This window comes from Streptomyces sp. V3I8 (assembly GCF_030817535.1).
GTDB lineage: Bacteria > Actinomycetota > Actinomycetes > Streptomycetales > Streptomycetaceae > Streptomyces.
Genome location: NZ_JAUSZL010000002.1, coordinates 3,513,461 through 3,532,649, shown reverse-complemented (window position 1 = coordinate 3,532,649; position 19,189 = coordinate 3,513,461). Strand labels below are relative to the sequence as shown.

Below are 19,189 nucleotides of genomic sequence, written 5' to 3'. Positions count from 1 at the left end.
GATCAAGGCCATTTGGGGAAGGTGTCATGACTGCAAACGTCGACGGAGTGCCCGAGAAATTCGCGACACTCGGGCTGACCTACGACGACGTGCTGCTGCTGCCGGGCGCATCGGAAGTGCTGCCCAACGCGGTCGACACCTCGTCCCGCATCTCCCGCAACGTGCGCGTGAACATCCCGCTGCTCTCGGCGGCGATGGACAAGGTCACCGAGTCCCGGATGGCGATCGCCATGGCCCGCCAGGGCGGCGTCGGCGTGCTGCACCGGAACCTCTCCATCGAGGACCAGGTCAACCAGGTCGACCTCGTGAAGCGCTCCGAGTCCGGCATGGTCACCGACCCGATCACGGTGCACCCGGACGCGACGCTCGCCGAGGCCGACGCCCTGTGCGCCAAGTTCCGCATCAGCGGCGTGCCGGTCACCGACGGCAACAAGAAGCTGCTCGGCATCGTCACCAACCGCGACATGGCCTTCGAGACCGACCGCTCCCGGCAGGTGCGCGAGGTCATGACCCCGATGCCCCTGGTCACCGGCAAGGTCGGCATCTCCGGGAACGACGCCATGCAGCTGCTGCGCCGCCACAAGATCGAGAAGCTGCCGCTGGTCGACGACTCGGGCCTCCTCAAGGGCCTCATCACGGTCAAGGACTTCGTCAAGGCCGAGAAGTACCCGAACGCCGCGAAGGACGCCGAGGGCCGCCTCCTCGTCGGTGCCGCGGTCGGTGCGAGCCCCGAGGCGCTGGAGCGGGCCCAGGCGCTCGCCGAGGCCGGGGTGGACTTCCTGATCGTCGACACCTCGCACGGGCACAACAGCAACGCCCTCAACTGGATGGCGAAGATCAAGTCGAGCGTCGGCGTCGACGTGATCGGCGGCAACGTGGCCACCCGGGACGGCGCGCAGGCGCTCGTCGACGCCGGTGTCGACGGCGTCAAGGTGGGCGTGGGACCGGGCTCGATCTGTACGACCCGGGTGGTCGCCGGCATCGGCGTCCCGCAGGTCACCGCCATCTACGAGGCGGCCCTCGCGGCCCGCGCCGCGGGTGTGCCGGTGATCGGCGACGGCGGTCTGCAGTACTCCGGCGACATCGGCAAGGCGCTGGCCGCCGGCGCCGACACCGTGATGCTCGGCAGCCTCCTCGCCGGCTGCGAGGAGTCGCCCGGCGAGCTGCTCTTCATCAACGGCAAGCAGTTCAAGTCGTACCGCGGCATGGGTTCGCTCGGCGCGATGCAGTCCCGCGGGCAGGGCAAGTCGTACTCGAAGGACCGCTACTTCCAGGCCGAGGTGGCCTCCGACGACAAGCTCGTCCCCGAGGGCATCGAGGGCCAGGTGCCCTACCGCGGCCCGCTCGGCAACGTGCTGCACCAGCTCGTCGGCGGCCTGCGCCAGACCATGGGCTACGTCGGCGCCGCCTCCATCGACGAGATGGAGACCAAGGGCCGCTTCGTGCGGATCACGTCGGCGGGCCTCAAGGAGAGCCACCCGCACGACATCCAGATGACGGTCGAGGCGCCGAACTACAGCCGCGGCCAGTAGCGGCGACACGGCAGCGACACGTTCGAGGGCGGTCCCGGGGCTTCCGGGACCGCCCTCGCCCTGTGTGCCGTACGTGTCGGGGATACTGGAACGCGCAGAACCGAAGAGGGAAAGGCCACACACGTGACTGAGATCGAGATCGGGCGCGGCAAGCGCGGCCGCCGGGCGTACGCCTTCGATGACATCGCCGTCGTCCCGAGCCGCCGTACGCGGGACCCGAAGGAGGTCTCGATCGCCTGGCAGATCGACGCCTACCGCTTCGAGCTGCCGTTCCTGGCGGCTCCCATGGATTCGGTCGTCTCGCCGCGGACCGCCATCCGCATCGGGGAGCTCGGCGGTCTGGGCGTCCTCAACCTCGAGGGCCTGTGGACGAGGCACGACGACCCGCAGCCGCTCCTCGACGAGATCGTCGGGCTGGACTCCGAGACCGCGACCCGCCGCCTCCAGGAGATCTACGCGGCTCCCATCCGGGAGGAGCTGATCGGGCAGCGCATCAAGGAGGTGCGCGACTCCGGTGTCGTCACCGCGGCCGCGCTCTCCCCGCAGCGCACGGCGGAGTTCTCCAAGGCCGTCGTGGACGCGGGCGTCGACATCTTCGTCATCCGCGGTACGACGGTCTCGGCGGAGCACGTGTCGAGCGCTTCGGAGCCGCTGAACCTGAAGCAGTTCATCTACGAGCTGGACGTGCCGGTCATCGTCGGCGGCTGCGCCACGTACACGGCGGCCCTGCACCTGATGCGCACGGGCGCCGCCGGTGTCCTGGTGGGCTTCGGCGGCGGCGCCGCGCACACCACGCGCAACGTGCTGGGCATCCAGGTCCCGATGGCGACCGCGGTCGCCGACGTGGCCGCCGCGCGCCGCGACTACATGGACGAGTCCGGCGGCCGGTACGTGCACGTGATCGCGGACGGCGGGGTCGGCTGGTCCGGCGACCTCTCCAAGGCCATCGCCTGCGGTGCCGACTCGGTGATGATGGGCTCCCCGCTCGCGCGCGCGACGGACGCGCCCGGCCGGGGCCACCACTGGGGCATGGAGGCCATCAACGAAGAGCTGCCGCGCGGCAAGAAGGTCGACCTCGGCACCGTCGGCACGATCGAGGAGGTCCTCACGGGCCCCTCGCACACGCCCGACGGCTCCATGAACTTCTTCGGCGCCCTGCGCCGCGCGATGGCCACGACCGGCTACAGCGAGCTGAAGGAGTTCCAGCGGGTCGAGGTCACGGTGGCGGACTCGCAGCACAAGCGCTGACATGACGCGGCGCCCGGCCTGAGCGGACGCACACGAAGGGGCCCGGTCACTCGCGGAGGCGAGCGGCCGGGCCCCTTCACGTACTCGAACGGCTTCGGCGGGGCGCGTTTCGCGTTCCGAGTCCCAGCGGGTGGGCCGCCACCGCGAGCCCACCCGCTGGGACCGGATCCGTCTGTGGACGGTGAGGTGCCGGAGGAGGTGGATCCTGCGGATTTTCGGATGGTGAGCGGCCGCCCCACCCACAACTGGGGGCGGACACTCCGTGAACCGTCCTGGAGCCTGCCGCAGTGCCACCTGCGGTGGGCTCCACCTGTTTCCGTACGGTGCCGGCGGCGGGCGGCGGGCGGCGGGCGCCGTTCGCCACAAGTCCCAGGGGCTCGGGGCGTCCTCGGGCGCCCCTTCTCACAACCTGTGCGCCGCCCCCGTGGGTGTCGCTCCCCGGGTGTCCAGCAGGAGTTGGGCCTTCACCGACAGGCCCTGGAGGTCGTACGTGCGGTGCTGCTGGAGCAGGATCGTCAGGTCCGCGTCGGCCGCCGCCTCGTACAGGGAGTCGACGCGGGGGACCGGGCGGTCGAGGACGCTCCAGGACGGGACGTGCGGGTCGTGGTAGCTGACCGCGGCGCCCAGTTCCATCAGGCGGGTCGCGATCTCCTGGGCGGGTGAGCCCTGCCGGTCGGCGTGGTCGGCCTTGTAGGTGATGCCGAGGAGCAGTACGCGCGCGCCGCGGGCCGACTTGCCGTGTTCGTTGAGGAGCGCCGCCGCGCGCTGGATGACGTACCGGGGCATGTGGTCGTTGACCTGCTGGGCCAGTTCCACCATGCGCAGGGCGCGGGTGCGCGGGCCCGCGAGGTCCCGCGGGACGGCGTGACCGCCCACCCCGGGGCCGGGGCGGAAGGCCTGGAAGCCGAACGGCTTGGTCTCGGCGCAGCGGATGACGTCCCACAGGTCGACGCCCAGGTCGTGGCAGAGGACGGCCATCTCGTTGACCAGCGCGATGTTGACGTGCCGGTAGTTGGTCTCCAGGAGCTGCACGGTCTCCGCCTCGCGGGGTCCACGCGCGCGGACGACCTTGTCGGTGAGGCGGCCGTAGAACGCGGCGGCGGACTCGGTGCAGGCGGGGGTGAGCCCGCCGATGACCTTCGGCGTGTTGGCGGGGCCGTGGTCGCGGTTGCCGGGATCGACCCGGCTGGGCGAGTACGCGAGGTGGAAGTCGCGGCCCGCGCGGAGCCCGGAGCCCTCCTCCAGGAGGGGGCGCAGGAACTCCTCCGTGGTCCCCGGATACACGGGGGACTCCAGGATCACCGTGGTGTGCGGGCGCAGATGCGCGGCGAGGGTGCGGGCGGCGTCGGCCACCTGCCCCAGGTCGAGCGTCCCGTCCGCGCCGCGCGGGGTCGGGGCGCAGATGACGGCGGTGCGTACGCGGCCGAGTCCGGCCGGGTCGGTGGCCGGCCGGAATCCCGTGGAGAGCATCCGGCGCAGGTCGGCGGCGGCCAGCGGCGCGGGGTCGCCGCACTCGTAGCCGAGGGTGGCGATGCCGGTGGTCGCGGCGGCCTGGGCCAGGGGCAGGCCGAGCTGGCCGAGGCCGATGACGGCGAGGTCTGCGGGCATGGCGGTGGGCCGTCCTTCCCTGTAGCCGGAGTGGGAGTAGCCGGAGTGGGACGAGGGCGCAAGCCCTGTGGACAGAACGGGCGAGCGCAATGTCAGACTAGGAGTAAATATGACCGATATGCGGGATTGTCCGGTTGCGTTTCTCCGGGAGTCGCCCGGAGATATCCACAGGCGGACCGCCGGTGGTGGCCGATGTCGGGGAACACGGTCAGAATTTGGGCATGGGGGATGTGAGCGGGGCCTCGCCGTACGGGTGAGCCCGGCGCGACAGACAGCGGGAGGCAACTGTGCGGACAGCGACACTGGGACCGACGGAGCGTGCCGAATCACTCGCGGCGATGGCCGAGCACGAACTGGATGTGCTGGTCGTGGGAGCGGGCGTGGTCGGCGCCGGCACCGCCCTGGACGCCGTGACCCGCGGTCTGTCCACCGGCCTGGTCGAGGCGCGTGACTGGGCTTCGGGCACCTCGAGCCGGTCGAGCAAGCTGGTCCACGGTGGCCTGCGCTACCTGGAGATGCTCGACTTCGCGCTCGTCCGCGAGGCGCTGAAGGAGCGCGGGCTCCTGCTGGAGCGACTCGCGCCGCACCTGGTGAAGCCCGTCCCGTTCCTGTACCCCCTGCAGCACAAGGGGTGGGAGAGGCTGTACGCCGGATCGGGCGTCGCGCTCTACGACGCGATGTCGATGGCGCGCGGTCACGGCCGCGGCCTCCCGATGCACCGCCACCTCACCCGGCGGCACGCGCTGCGCGTCGCCCCCGCGCTGAAGAAGGACGCGCTGGTCGGGGCGCTGCAGTACTACGACGCGCAGATGGACGACGCCCGCTACGTGGCGACCCTGGTGCGCACCTCCGCGGCGTACGGGGCGAAGGTCGCGAACCGCGCGCGGGTGACCGGCTTCCTGCGCGAGGGCGAGCGCGTGGTCGGCGCCAGGGTGCAGGACGTCGAGGGCGGCGGCGAGTACGAGATCCGCGCCAAGCAGGTGGTCAACGCCACCGGCGTGTGGACGGACGACACCCAGGCGATGGTCGGGGACCGGGGCCAGTTCCACGTCCGGGCCTCCAAGGGCATTCATCTGGTCGTCCCGAAGGACCGGATCACCTCGACGACCGGGCTGATCCTGCGCACCGAGAAGTCCGTGCTGTTCGTGATCCCCTGGGGCCGGCACTGGATCGTCGGGACGACGGACACCGAGTGGGACCTGGACAAGGCGCACCCGGCGGCGTCCAGCGCCGACATCGACTACCTGCTGGAGCATGTGAACGCGGTCCTCGCGGTGCCGCTGACACGTGACGACGTCCAGGGGGTGTACGCGGGACTGCGGCCGCTGCTCGCCGGCGAGTCGGACGCCACGAGCAAGCTGTCGCGCGAGCACACCGTGGCGCATCCGGCACCCGGGCTCGTGGTCGTGGCGGGCGGCAAGTACACGACGTACCGGGTGATGGCCAAGGACGCGGTGGACGAGGCGGTGCACGGCCTCGACCAGCGGGTCGCCGAGTGCGTCACCGAGGACGTCCCGCTGATCGGCGCCGAGGGCTACCGGGCCCTGTGGAATGCGCGGGCGCGCATCGCCGCCCGCACCGGCCTGCACGTGGTGCGCGTGGAACACCTGCTGAACCGGTACGGATCGCTCGCCGAGGAGGTGCTCGACCTGATCGCCGCGGACGCCACGCTGGGCGATCCGCTGCCCGCGGCCGACGACTACCTGCGCGCCGAGATCGTCTACGCCGCCTCGCACGAGGGCGCGCGCCACCTCGACGACGTGCTGACGCGGCGCACGCGCATCTCGATCGAGACGTTCGACCGGGGCACGCGCAGCGCGCGCGAGGCCGCCGAGCTGATGGCGCCGGTACTGGGCTGGGACAAGGACCAGATCGAGCGCGAGGTCGAGCACTACCAGAAGCGGGTGGAGGCGGAACGGGAGTCCCAGCGCCAGCCGGACGACCTGACGGCCGACGCGGCCAGGCTGGGGGCGCCGGACATCGTGCCGTTGTAGGGCGCGGGCGTGGGCCGCCGCGGGTGCGGTCGTCGGTCTCCCGCCGACTTCCGCCCGCCGACTTCCGCTTCCGCGGCGGCGAACGGGGTACGCGCATCTTCAACGGCCACCGGGGCAACGGCCGGTGCCCCGCCGCACGGTGGCGAGCCGCGTCGGACGGCAGGCGGGGGCAGGAAGAGGGACAACTCGGGAAGCACTGTTCGGACCAGGGGCACCCGGGGCACCGGACGGTGCCCGAGTGGGTGACAATGGAGGCTCTGTCAGGGCGGGTTGCATGAGGGGACGCATGTCGGAGGCGGAGCGGGCGGGAGCATCCCGTCAGGACGATAATGGACGTCTCCTCGCCGGGCGGTACCGGTTGGGGGGAGTCCTCGGCCGCGGCGGCATGGGCACCGTGTGGCGGGCGGAGGACGAGACGCTGGGGCGCACGGTCGCCGTGAAGGAACTGCGGTTGCCGCCGCGCATCGACGAGGATGAGAAGCGCCGGCTGATCACCCGGACCTTCCGCGAGGCCAAGGCGATCGCGCGGATCCGGAACAACAGCGCGGTGACCGTCTACGACGTGGTCGACGAGGACGACCGGCCGTGGATCGTGATGGAACTCGTCGAGGGCAAGTCCCTCGCCGAGGTGATCCGTGAGGACGGGCTGCTCACGCCGAAGCGCGCGGCGGAGGTCGGCCTCGCCATCCTGGACGTGCTGCGTTCGGCGCACCGCGAGGGCATCCTGCACCGCGACGTGAAGCCGTCGAACGTGCTCATCGCCGAGGACGGCCGGGTCGTGCTCACGGACTTCGGCATCGCCCAGGTCGAGGGCGACCCGTCCATCACCTCGACCGGCATGCTGGTCGGCGCGCCCTCGTACATCTCGCCGGAGCGGGCCCGGGGACACAAGCCGGGCCCCGCGGCCGACCTGTGGTCGCTCGGCGGCCTGCTGTACGCGGCGGTGGAAGGCGTACCGCCGTACGACAAGGGGTCCGCCATCGCCACGCTCACCGCGGTGATGACGGAGCCGGTGGAGCAGCCGAAGAACGCGGGCCCGCTGGAGAACGTGATCTACGGCCTCCTCGTCAAGGACCCCGAACAGCGGCTCGACGACGCCGGGGCACGGGCGATGCTCACCGAGGTGATCAACACGCCCGAGCCCGAGGACGAGCCGGAGCCGGTGGACGCGACGAAGATCGTGCCGTTGCCGGACATCCCCGCGCAGGACCGGGCGAAGAAGGGGACCCCGGGCGGCGGCAGGAAGAGCGAGGAACCCGCGGACCGGCTGCGCGGGGCGCTGCGCTCCGCACGCAAGGGCAAGGGCAAGGCCAAGGGCAAGGGTGCGGCGGCAGGAGCTGTCGCCGCCGCCGGAGCCGCCGGTACCGGGGTCGCCGCGGACCGGCCGGCGCAGGCACCGGGCGGACCGGCCGGCGCGGCCTCCGCCCCGGCGGCGCCGGGCGCCCCCGCGCGCTCCGCGTCCGCCGGCGATCCGGGCCCCGCCTCCGGGGCCCGCTCCGCCCCGGCCGCCGCCGCGACGGGGGCCGCAGCCGGGGGGACCGCAGCCGGGGGGACCGGCGCCGAGGGAACCGGTGCGGCCGCTTCCGCGCAGCACCGGGATGCCGCTGCCGTACTGAACTCCAGTGCGGTCGGCGGAAGTTCGGGCGGTTCCGGCGGTGCGCCCGCGCGGACCACCACGTCCCGGGCGCCGCTCACCGATGTGGTGTCCCGGCGCTCGCTGGTGATCGTCGCCGTCGTCGTGGCGCTGGCCGTGCTGGGCACGATCCTCGCCGTCACGCTGGGTGGCGACGACGGCTCGGCCTCCAAGGGCGACAAGGGCGGAGCCGACACTTCCACATCCAGCGGCGCGAACGCGGGAAGCGACACCAAGCAGGACGAGGGCAGCGGCACGGGCAAGGACGACGACGGCAAGGCGGGCTCCTCCTCCGGCGGCGCGACCGAGGAGAGTTCGCCCAGTGCGAGCGCTTCCGGCGAGTCGGACGACTCGGGCGGCTCGCAGGACGGCTCCGGCAGCGGTTCGGGCAGCGGGGTCGAGTCGACGCACAAGGACGGGCAGGGCTTCTCGATCGGTCTGCCGAAGGGCTGGAAATACCAGTCCACCAGTGCGGCCGGCGCCCGGTTCGCCGGTCCCGACGGACAGAAGCTGCTGGTCGGCTGGACCACGACGCCCAAGTCCGACCCGGTGGCCGACTGGAAGAACCAAGAGAGGTTCATGCGGCGGTCGCAGTACGAGCGGATTCGAATAGAGAAGGTGGACTACCGCGGCTGGAACACGGCCGACTGGGAATTCACCTACGTGGAGAGCGGCACGCAATACCGGTCCATAGACCGCGGCTTCGTCGTCGACGGCAGCCAGGGATATGCGCTCATGTACACCGCGAAGGCCTCGAAATGGGGCACCGAGCTCCGTGAGGAGACGTGGCGGACGCTGACGAAGTCGTTCGAACCGAAGTCCTGAGGGTCACGAGACAATGGAGATCTGGTATCTCCTCATTGCGGGTTGACTTCGGCACGTATCGTGAGTGGTTGCGGACCGTACGCAGCCACAACCGCGGCGACAACGGGGCGCAAGGCGAACGGAATTGACCAACCGGGCGGCCGGGGGAGGCTTCGTGGACGACTATGCGGGACGGGTACTCGCCGACCGTTATCGCCTGCCTCTCCCGCTGTCGGACGAGGACGACTTCCGCGAGTCCCGCGCCTTCGACACCTACAGCGGCCAGGAGGTCGTGGTCCGGCAGGTGCCGTTGCCCGAGGTCGTCGAGGCGGAGGTGCTCGACGCGGACGGGCTGCCCGACGGGTTCGTGGCGCGGGACTCGGGTCTGCGGCGCCCTTCCGCACGGACCACCCGGCAGCCCGCCGAGCCCGCCGTGCGACGGGCGATCGAGGCGGCGCAGGCCGCGGCGCAGATCCCCGATCACCCGCGGCTGGCCCAGGTCTTCGACGTGTTCGCCGAGGGCGGGTCGCTCTGGATAGTGAGTGAGTCGGTGCCCTCGCGGCAGCTCGCGGCGCTGCTCGACGAGGGGCCGCTGAGCCCCTACCGGGCCGCCGAGGTGGCCTCCGACGTGCTGACCGCGCTGCGGGTGCTGCACGCGCACGGCTGGGTGCACCGGAACATCACCGCGCGCACGGTGCTGGTCTGCGACGACGGGCGGGTGATGCTCACGGGGCTCGCCTCCGGAGCCGCGGAGGAGGCACTGTGCGGGTACGACCCGGTGCCGCCCGCCGAGGGTGAGGACCAAGGCGGCGCGGGCCGGCCCGCGCCGGACGGTGGCCCGGAGGGCCGGAGGGGGCGCGGGAGGTCCGGCCGGTCCCGGCGGCCCGGCGGCCCCGGGACACGGGGCGGGCCCGGGCGGTCCGTCCGGGCAGACAGGCAGGACAGCGGGCAGGACGGACGGCGGGATCGGGCAGTTCGGGCAGGCGGTGCCCGGAGCGCGTGGACCGGACGGCGGACGTGCCGCGGTCGAGGCCGTGCGCGGGGGCGGTAGCGCCCTGCCCGTCACACAGGCGCAGGCGCAGACCGCGCGGGCCTCGGACATGGCCCAGCGGGCGCTGGACGCGGGCGGCGACGTACGGGCCGCGCGGGCCGGAGCCATCGCCGCCTACCGGGCGGGCGCGCGGGCGGCGGCCAGGGTGCAGGAGGAGCAGCGGGACGGCCGGAACCCTGCGCTGCCCGCTCCGCGGCCCCGGTCCGCCGGAAGCGACACCGGGGCCGGTCAGCAGGCCGGTCAGCACCCCGGTCGGCAGGCCGGCGAGCTCACCGGACAGGTTCCGGGCCAGATATCGGGGCAGATCGCCGGGTCCGGACACGGGATGGAGCACACCGCGCCGCCGGGGCAGATCGTCGACCCGTACGGGGTACGGCCGCCCGGTTCCTGGCACGGCGCGGCGCCGCGCGGGGGCGCGCCTATGGTCACGGATTCCGGGCAGGACCGTGCTTCCGTGCTTCCGGGCGGCGGCAGCGGTGGCGGCGCGACCGGGGGACGGGCGGCGGAGACGGCCGCGTACGGCGCCGGGTACGCGCCCTCGGCCGACCGGGCCGCTCCGGACACCGGCACCGCCTTGGACACCGGCACCGGCGTGGCTCCCACCCAGTGGAACCGGCTCACCTCCGCCGCGGTGCCCGCCGGGCGCGGACCGGCCACCGCGCTGGCCGCGGAGCGGGCCCGGCAGGCGCGGATGGCCGTCGTGGGACCCGTCACCGAGCGCTGGGCGCCCGAGCAGGCCGGACCGGTGCACGAGAACTGGCAGCTGGCGGCGCCGATCGGCCCCGCGACCGACCTGTGGGCGCTGGGCGCGCTGCTCTTCCGCGCCGTCCAGGGCCACGCGCCCTACCCCGAGGAGAACACCGCCGAACTGGTGCAGCTGGTGTGCGCCGAGCCGCCCGCCTTCGCGGAGGAGTGCGGTCCGCTCCGGCCGGTCGTGGAGTCGCTGCTGCGTCAGGACCCCACCGAGCGACTGGACTTCGAGGAGCTGCGGGGCTGGCTGCGTTCGCTGGTGCGGTCGGCGCCCGAGCCCGAGGCGGGTACGTACGTCGTCGCGGCGCCGCCCATGGACCCCACCCGGCTGCCCGTCGTACGGCGCCGGGGCGAGATGGTCCGCAGGCGCCGCGCCGGACTGCCCGCCACCAGCCCGCACGGCCGGCACAAGCGGGACAGGCAGGGCGGGGAGGCCGGGCCCCGCCGGCTCGGCCGCACCCTGCTGCTGCTGATCCTGCTCGCCATGGCGGCGGCCGTCGCGTACGCCGTGGCGTTCATGCCCAGGTCCGACTCCGGCGGGCAGCGCACCGGTTCGGCGGGAGAGGTCGTCAGCCCCGGCCCCGGCCACTCCTCGGACAGCGGCACCGGCACCGACCAGGACGGGAAGACCGGGACCGATCCGCAGGACGACAGGACGCCGAGCGGGGAGAGCAGCCCGACGCGCTCGTCCAGTTCCACCACCCAGACCACCGGACCCGAGCTGCCGCAGGGCTTCACGCTGCGCAAGGACTCCGAAGGGTTCCACGTGGCGGTCGCGAACGGCTGGGACCGCACCGGGAAGAACGGGCGCGGGCAGGTCGTCTACGCGCACGGCCGCTTCGAGCTGCTGGTCGTCCCGGGCCGCGACACGACCAAGCAGTACGGCGGAGACCCGATGACCTACCAGCGCGAGGAGGAGCGCGAGCTGCAGCCGTTCCGCGACTCGACCTGGGCCACCTCCAGCGGGATGCGGCGCATCGACGTGGGCGGACGCGCCATGGCCGAGGGGCAGTTCACCTGGCAGGACTCCTCGGGCGGCGAGGTCTTCGTACGCAACCTCGTGATCATCGCCGACGGGCGCTACCACGTGGTGCAGGTGCGCGGTCCGGAGGCCGAGCGGGACGAGGTGACGCGGCTGTACGAACAGGCGTCGTCGACGTACCGGATCACTGGGTGAGTCATCGGCCGAGTCATCGACCGAGGCAGGGGCCGGATCACCGGCTGACGTGACGTCATGACCCTGTGTGTCCACGCTTCTTGCGCGGCCGTGGGCGGCAGGTCCTCATGTCACCCGGTGTGAGGGTGACGGTGGATCGGGGCACAACGCCTGATCACCCGGCGGACACCGCTCGTTCACGCGCGCGGCAAGCGTCACAGTGCTGTCTCCGTAGGACCCCGCCGGTTCCCTGGGCGGGTGCCGGTCCTTAGTCTGACCCTGTCAAGAGCATTGCGGGGAAACGTGAATCAGATGCAGGGCCTGCTTCTGGCGGGCCGCTACCGGCTCGCCGACTCCATCGGCAGTGGCGGCATGGGCCGGGTGTGGCGCGCGCGGGACGAAGTGCTGCACCGCGCCGTCGCGATCAAGGAGCTGACGGCCGCGCTCTACGTGTCCGAGAGCGAGCGCGCCGTCCTGCTCGCCCGTACCCGGGCCGAGGCCCGGGCAGCCGCGCGGATCAACCACTCCGCCGTCGTCACCGTGCACGACGTGCTCGAACACGACGGCCGGCCGTGGATCGTGATGGAACTGGTCGAGGGGCACTCGCTCGCCGACGCCGTCAAGGAGGCGGGGCGCATCGAGCCGCGGGAGGCGGCCCGGGTCGGGCTGTGGGTCCTGCGCGCACTGCGGGCCGCCCACTCCGCCGGGGTACTGCACCGCGACATCAAGCCCGGCAACGTACTGCTGTCCCACGACGGGCGTGTGCTGCTCACCGACTTCGGGATCGCGCAGGTCGAGGGGGACACGACGATCACCCGTACCGGCGAGATCGTCGGTTCGGTCGACTACCTGGCGCCGGAGCGCATCCGCGGCCAGGACCCTGGCCCGTCCGCCGACCTGTGGGCACTCGGCGCCACGCTCTACACGGCGGTCGAGGGCCGGTCGCCGTTCCGGCGGACGACGCCCCTGACCACCATGCAGGCCGTGGTCGGCGAGGAGGCGGACGCCCTTGAGCACGCCGGGCCGCTGGCGCCCGTCATCACCGCGCTGCTGCGCAAGGATCCGGCCGGGCGGCCCGGGTCCGAAGAGGCCGAGCAGATGCTCGCCGAGGCGGCGGAGGGGCGTACGCCCGACGCGGCGCAGGCGTACGTGCCGACGCAGCATGTGACCACCACCGAGGAGCCGGGCGGCACGTACGGCCAAGGGACCCAGGGCACGTACGGCCAAGGGGTCCAGGGCACGTACGGACAGGGCCGAGCCGTGGCGCCCGGGCCGGAGGGGGCCACCCACTCCGTCGCCCACGGCGGGTACGGGCCGCACGAGGCGTACGGGGTGTCGGGCGGCCCGTATCCGCAGGGCGGCTTCGGGGCGTCGGGCGGCCATGACACCTACGGCAGCCAGGGGCGGCCCGCCTCCGACCCGGCCGGCGTCACCGCGCACCAGTCGGCGGTCGTCGGCGGGCCCGGGCGCCGCCGGATACGTATCGTCGCGGCGGTCGTGCTGGCGGCCGCGCTCGTCGGGGGCGGGAGTGTCGCGGCGATGCTCCTGGCGGACGGGCGGGGGGACGACGACACGTCGACGTCCGCCGGGCCCACGCCGTCGCCCGGTACGTCGTCCTCGCCGAGCGGGGACGACGACGGGAAGCAGACCGACGCGAACCAGGCCGGGGACGTGCCCGACGGCTGGGAACGGGTCGACGACGTCAAGGGTTTCAGCCTCGTGCTGCCCGAGGGGTGGAAGCGGCAGGTCGAGAACGACCAGGTCGACTACACGCCCGACGGCGGCGAGCACTTCGTGCGGATCGCGGTGAACGACTCCCCGGACTTCGACACGCCGTACCGGCATCTTGTCGACCTGGAGGAGCAGTTGGCGCGGCTGAGCGACTACCGGCGGGTCACTCTCGAGACCAACACCTACCGGGACCGGCCGGGGGCGCTGTGGGACTTCACCTGGACCGCGCTGGCCAAGGACACGGAGTTCCCCGGTCCCCGGCGGGCGATCGAACAGGCGTATTACGGCCGGGACGGGGTCGAGTACGTGATCTACATGTCGGCGCCGGCGGGGGACTGGGACACCGCGCGGGAGCGGTTCGACACGATTCTTCGCGGGTGGCAGCCCCCGCAGTGACGTTCCGGTTCCCCGGATTCCGGCCGGAACACGCCCCCGGGGCGCGGTTCCCCGCGTCCCTGAGGGACGCCCCCTCGGGTGGACTCGTGTAAGCGTCGGTTGTCGGCCAGGAGCGGTGTCCGGCCCCGGAGGGACCGAGTCCGGTGCGGCATGATGGGGCGCATGGGGACCCAGGGGGAGAGACCCGAGGACAACGTCCGCGTCATCGCGGGCCGTTACCGCCTGGGAGCCAGACTCGGCCGGGGTGGCATGGGCGTCGTGTGGCAGGCCACGGACCAGTTGCTCGCCCGGCAGGTCGCGGTCAAGGAACTCGCCGTGGACACCTCGCTCTCGGCGGAGGAGTCCCGGCTGCAGCGCGAACGCACCCTGCGGGAGGCGCGCGCCATCGCGCAGCTGCGGCACCCGCACATCATCGTCGTGCACGACGTCGTCGAGCAGGACGAACGCCCGTACATCGTCATGGACCTGCTCGAAGGCGGCTCGCTCGCAGACCGCATCTCCCGGGACGGGCCCGTCGGCGCCGTCGAGACCGCCCGGATGGGCATCGACCTGCTCGGCGCGCTGCGCAAGGCGCACGGCGCCGGTGTCCTGCACCGCGACCTGAAGCCCGGGAACGTGCTCCTCAACCTGGACGGCAGGGCGATCCTCACCGACTTCGGGACCGCGCAGGTCGCGGGCGCGACGACGGTCACCGAGAGCGGCTCGTTCGTGGGGTCGCCCGAGTACACCGCGCCCGAGCGGATGTCGGGCGTCAGGACCGGGCCCGAGTCCGACCTGTGGTCGCTCGGCGCGCTGCTCTGCACGGCGCTCAGCGGTGAGTCCCCGTTCCGGCGCGACTCGCTGAGCGGCATCCTGCACGCGGTCGTGATCGACGACATACATCCGCCCCCGGCCGCCGCGCCCCTGCTCCCCGTCATCCTGGGCCTCCTCGAACGCGACCCCGAACGGCGGCTCGACGCGGTGGAGGCGGAGCGGCTGCTGCGGGTGTTCCTGGCCACGGGCCACATGCCGCCGGCCTCGCCCGGTCACGTGCCGGACCACCGGGACGCCACCGGACGGAGCCCCGGCACGCCCGCGCCGCCGGTCCCGGAACCGGCCGTGCGCCTCCCGCTGCGGCCGGCCTTCGCCGTCCGCTCCTCCATGCGCAACGCGCTGATCGCGGCCGCCCTGGTGGCGGCGATGGCCGTGGCGGGTGTCTCGGCGGCCGCGCTGCTGATGGGCGACGACGGCAACGGGCTCACCCCGCCGACGGGCCCGGCCCCCTCGTCCCGTACGGCCGCCGCGACCACCGGCACCGGCTCCCGGCCGTCGGCCTCCGCGAGCCGGACCGTGCCCACGGGATACCGCCTCGTCCGCGACGCGGAGGGGTTCTCCTTCGCGGTCCCCGTGGGCTTCACCCGTGAGGTGCAGGGCGAACGCGTCTACTACCTGTCGGCGGCGAAGACCTTCCGCATCGGCGTCAAGGTGTCCGACCCCGAGCCGGACGGCCCGCTCGCGGTGCTGCAGCGCGCCGCCGCCGAGGGGCCGGACACCTATCCCGGGTACCGCGACGGCCGGGTCACGGACACCACCCGCTCCGGACGCCCCGCCGCACTCTGGGAGTTCACCTGGAACGGCTTCAGCAAGGCGGAGGGCGCGCGGCACCTCTACGACCTGTGCTGGGAGGAGAGGGGCCGGATGTACGACGTGCTGGTGTCGGCGCCCGTCGGCCAGGCGCGCCAGGCGCGGGAGTACTTCGACGTGGCCGTCGACACGTTCGTCCGGTCGCGCCCATGAGCCGCACAGCACCGTAAAAGGTTCATAAGGAACGTCGTGCGTCACGGGTCTGTGACCGGAAAGCGCCCAGGGTGGAGCGGGGGTGGCCGGCGCGATAAGGATGGACCCATGAGCAGCCACGGGGGAGCCCAGCACGGACCCGACGAGCCGACGAGTTTCGCTCTGCGGCCACCGCAGCCGCCGGCTGCCGTACCGCACCCCGGGAACCCGTACGCCACGCCCGCCCGGGTGACGCCCGAGTCGCAACCGCAACCGCAGGCGCAAGTGGAACTGCAACCGCAACCGCAGGCGCAAGCGGAACCGCAACCGCAGGCGGACCCGCAGCCGCAGCCGCACCTTGAACCACAGCCGCCGGAGCCGGAGCCGGAGCCGGTACACGCCTCGCACGACTCCGGTGCGGGGCGGCTCATCGGGGGCCGGTACCGGCTGCTCGACAAGCTCGGCCACGGCGGGATGGGCACCGTGTGGCGGGCCCAGGACGAGACGGTGGACCGGGAGGTCGCGGTCAAGGAGCCGCGCATCCCCGACCACCTTCCCGAACGTGAACGGGCCAACGTCTTCGAGCGGATGCGCCGCGAGGCGCGCGCCGCGGCCCGGCTCGACCACCCGGCCGTCGTGAACGTCCACGACGTCGCCGTCGTGGACGGCCGGCCCTGGATCGTGATGGAGCTGGTCCGGGGACGCTCGCTCGGCGCCGCCCTCCAGGAGGGCACGCTCGGCACGCGTGAGGCGGCGAGAATCGGCCTCCAGGTGCTCGGCGCGCTGCAGGCCGCGCACACGGCGGGCATCCTGCACCGCGACGTCAAGCCGGACAACGTCCTGCTGGGCACCGACGACCGGGTCGTTCTCACCGACTTCGGCATCGCGCAGATCGAGGGCGAGACGAATCTGACCGACACGGGCGGCTTCGTCGGCTCGCCCGAGTTCATCGCCCCCGAAAGGGTGCTGGGGCAGCGGCCCGGCCCGGCGTCGGACCTCTGGTCGCTGGGCGTGGTCCTGTACGCGGCCACGGAGGGCGTGTCGCCGTTCCGCCGCAGCAACACGCCGGCGACGCTCCAGTCCGTCCTCAACGCCACGCCGGCCGCGCCCAACGCGGCCGGCGGACCGCTCGCCGAGGCCATCGACGGCCTCCTGGACAAGGACCCGAACCGCCGTCCGGACGCGGCGCGGGTGCGCGCGCTCCTGGAGCAGGCCGCCCGGCCGCCCCGGCCGGCGCCCACGCGGGTCGACCCGCTGCCGGCGCCCGCCCGGGGCAGGGCGGCCCGTCTCGGCCGCAAGGCGTGGCTCGGCATCGGCGGCGGCGTCGCCGCCGTGGTCGTCGCGGCGGCGGTGACGGCGTACCTGGTGGTCGCGGACCCGTTCGCGGGCCCCCTGCCCGACGGCTGGCGGAAGACGGACCTGAAGGCCCTGGGCGCGACGGTGGCCGTACCGGAGGGGTACCGGAGGACCGTGCCGAAGGCCGACGCGCCCGAGAACGAACACTGGGTCCGGTTCACCGACCCGAGCGGCGCCCTCTGGGTCAGCCTCTCGCTGGCCAGGAAGGACGAGGACGCCTCGGGCGAGATCGCCTCGACGGCTTCGGCGGAGATGTACGAGGACGACGCCGCCTACAAGCAGAGCGGCTCCTACGGCCTGGACATGAACTCCGACCCCGTGCCCAGGAGCGACGCGAGCGACGTCGGGTACAAGGGCCGCAAGGCCGCCAGGAACACGATCGTCCACTCCACCACGGACACCACCGACCCGCGGCCGCGCGAGCTCCAGGTCTTCTACTACAAGGCCACGTCCGGCGACATGTACAAGCTCATGATCGGCTATCCGGGCAAGGGCGACTTCACCGAGCGCGGCCGCGAGGTCGCGAGGACGGCCATCGCGAACCTCGACATCGACCGTCTGTGAGTCCGGGCCCGAGTCCGAGCCTCCGCCCCCACCTCCGCCTCTGCCCCTGCCCCCGCCCCTGCCGGGCCGGAACCGGAACGCCGTACCGCCTTCCGGGGGGCATACTGCTGCCTTCGGACAGGGAGAGGTGGCGGGCGTGAGTCTGGATCTTGACGGACGGGCACACACCCGGCAGCGGTGGGCGGCGCGCGGCGCCCTGACCGCCGGCGGCGTCGCGGTGCTGCTGCCGCTCGGGTACGCGAGGGTCCAGAGCCTGCTGCTCGTCACGGTCGGAGTGCTGGGCACGGCGGTGACGGTGGCCGCGCTGTGGTGGGTGCTGACCCTGCGGGGACCGGCCCGCGCGGCGGCCGTGGCCCTGGCGGTCGCCACGCCCACCGCGGTCGTCTGGTTCTTCGCCGCGGAGAACCTGCTGTGGGTCGTGACCGTCTCCCTGGCGCTGTGGGGATGCGCCGTCTGGGCCGGGAAGTTCGCGCTCAGCAGCACCAGATCGCACACCGTGACCGTGCCCGAGCACCACACCCCGGCACCCGACCGGCCCTTCCTGATCATGAACCCGCGCTCCGGGGACGGGAAGGTCGAGCGGTTCGGGCTGAAGGAGAAGGCCGAGAAGCTCGGCGCGCGCGTCCACCTGCTCGACCCCGGGAACTGGGAGGACGTGACGGAACTCGCCCGGCAGGCCGTCGCGGACGGCGCCGATCTGCTCGGCGTCGCAGGCGGGGACGGCACGCAGGCGCTCGTCGCCGCCGTCGCCGCGGAGCACGACGTGCCGTTCCTCGTCGTCAGCGCCGGCACCCGCAACCACTTCGCCATGGACCTGGGGCTGGACCGGAGCGACCCGGCGGCGAGCCTCGACGCGCTCACCGACGAGGGCGTCGAGCTCCACGTCGACCTCGGCTTCGCCGACACCCACCCCTTCGTCAACAATGCCTCGTTCGGGGCGTACGCGGTGGTCGTGCAGAGCCCCGAGTACCGTGACGACAAGGTCCGTACGACGCTGGAGCTGCTGCCCGAGCTGCTCACGCACCAGCGGGGGCCGCGGCTGACCGCCCGGGTGGAGGGCGCCGAAACAGCCGGCACGGCCGGCACGGCCGGAACGGCCGTGATCGACGCGCCCCAGGCCCTCCTGGTGAGCAACAACCCGTACCGCATGGACGATCCGGCAGGGCTGGGCTACCGCGAGCGGCTGGAGTCCGGGGTGCTCGGCGTCCTGGGTGTCACGGTCACGAACGCCGCCGAGGCCGCCGGCCTGCTGCTGGGCCGGCACTCCACCGGACTCACGGTGCTGACCGCCCGCGAGGTGATCGTGGACGCCGACCGCGCCGAGATCGAGGTCGGTGTGGACGGCGAGGCGCTCGTCCTGCCCACGCCGGTACGGTGCCGGATCGAGCCCGGTGCCCTGCGCGTGCGCGTCCCCGGGAACCGGCCGGGCGTCCCGGAGACCAAGCCGCCCCTGGACTGGCGCCGGCTGCGCAAGCTCGCGGCGGCGGTGGGCCGTACCGCCCTGCCCAGGCAGCGGACCCTGCCCGCGCAGGCGGGCCCGCCGGAGAACCGGACACCGCCCACCGCCTGACGCCGACGAGTCCCCCCGCACGGTGGCTGTGGGGCATGAGC

General features: G+C 73.2%; 9 protein-coding genes and 1 pseudogene. 9 read left to right on the top strand and 1 reads right to left on the bottom strand.

Features of this window, described 5'->3' with window-relative positions:
• Positions 1-26 precede the first annotated feature (26 nt).
• Positions 27-1,532 carry an IMP dehydrogenase gene (gene guaB / locus QFZ75_RS15380; protein ID WP_307537390.1) on the top strand — a complete coding sequence of 502 codons (1,506 nt, stop codon included), beginning with the start codon at positions 27-29 and terminating at the stop codon, positions 1,530-1,532.
• 123 nt (positions 1,533-1,655) lie between these two features.
• Positions 1,656-2,780, top strand: a complete 1,125-nt coding sequence (locus QFZ75_RS15375; RefSeq protein WP_307537389.1) for a GuaB3 family IMP dehydrogenase-related protein — start codon at positions 1,656-1,658, stop codon at positions 2,778-2,780.
• Positions 2,781-3,182: 402 nt separating this feature from the next.
• Here the strand turns inward: QFZ75_RS15375 and QFZ75_RS15370 are convergent, their stop codons facing one another.
• Positions 3,183-4,388, bottom strand: a complete 1,206-nt coding sequence (locus QFZ75_RS15370; RefSeq protein WP_307537388.1) for a nucleotide sugar dehydrogenase — start codon at positions 4,386-4,388, stop codon at positions 3,183-3,185.
• 287 nt (positions 4,389-4,675) lie between these two features.
• On the opposite strand from QFZ75_RS15370, the gene QFZ75_RS15365 reads away from it, so the two are divergent.
• The 7 genes and pseudogenes from QFZ75_RS15365 to QFZ75_RS15335 all read left to right on the top strand — a co-directional run bounded on the left by QFZ75_RS15365 (position 4,676) and on the right by QFZ75_RS15335 (position 19,148).
• A complete protein-coding gene (locus QFZ75_RS15365) occupies positions 4,676-6,382 on the top strand; it encodes a glycerol-3-phosphate dehydrogenase/oxidase (protein WP_307537386.1) in 1,707 nt (568 codons plus the stop codon).
• 286 nt (positions 6,383-6,668) lie between these two features.
• On the top strand, positions 6,669-8,840 hold the full coding sequence (locus tag QFZ75_RS15360; RefSeq protein ID WP_307537385.1) for a serine/threonine-protein kinase: 2,172 nt from the start codon (positions 6,669-6,671) through the stop codon (positions 8,838-8,840).
• Between the two features lie 154 nt (positions 8,841-8,994).
• Positions 8,995-11,797, top strand: a pseudogene (locus QFZ75_RS15355) (protein kinase).
• Positions 11,798-12,088: 291 nt separating this feature from the next.
• On the top strand, positions 12,089-13,903 hold the full coding sequence (locus QFZ75_RS15350) for a serine/threonine-protein kinase (protein WP_307544499.1): 1,815 nt from the start codon (positions 12,089-12,091) through the stop codon (positions 13,901-13,903).
• Between the two features lie 162 nt (positions 13,904-14,065).
• On the top strand, positions 14,066-15,679 hold the full coding sequence (locus QFZ75_RS15345; RefSeq protein ID WP_307537383.1) for a serine/threonine-protein kinase: 1,614 nt from the start codon (positions 14,066-14,068) through the stop codon (positions 15,677-15,679).
• A 108-nt stretch (positions 15,680-15,787) separates the two neighbouring features.
• A complete protein-coding gene (locus QFZ75_RS15340) occupies positions 15,788-17,578 on the top strand; it encodes a serine/threonine-protein kinase (protein ID WP_307537381.1) in 1,791 nt (596 codons plus the stop codon).
• Positions 17,579-17,714: 136 nt separating this feature from the next.
• Positions 17,715-19,148, top strand: coding sequence for a diacylglycerol kinase family protein (locus QFZ75_RS15335; protein ID WP_307537380.1), 1,434 nt, complete (start codon positions 17,715-17,717; stop codon positions 19,146-19,148).
• Positions 19,149-19,189: the final 41 nt, after the last annotated feature.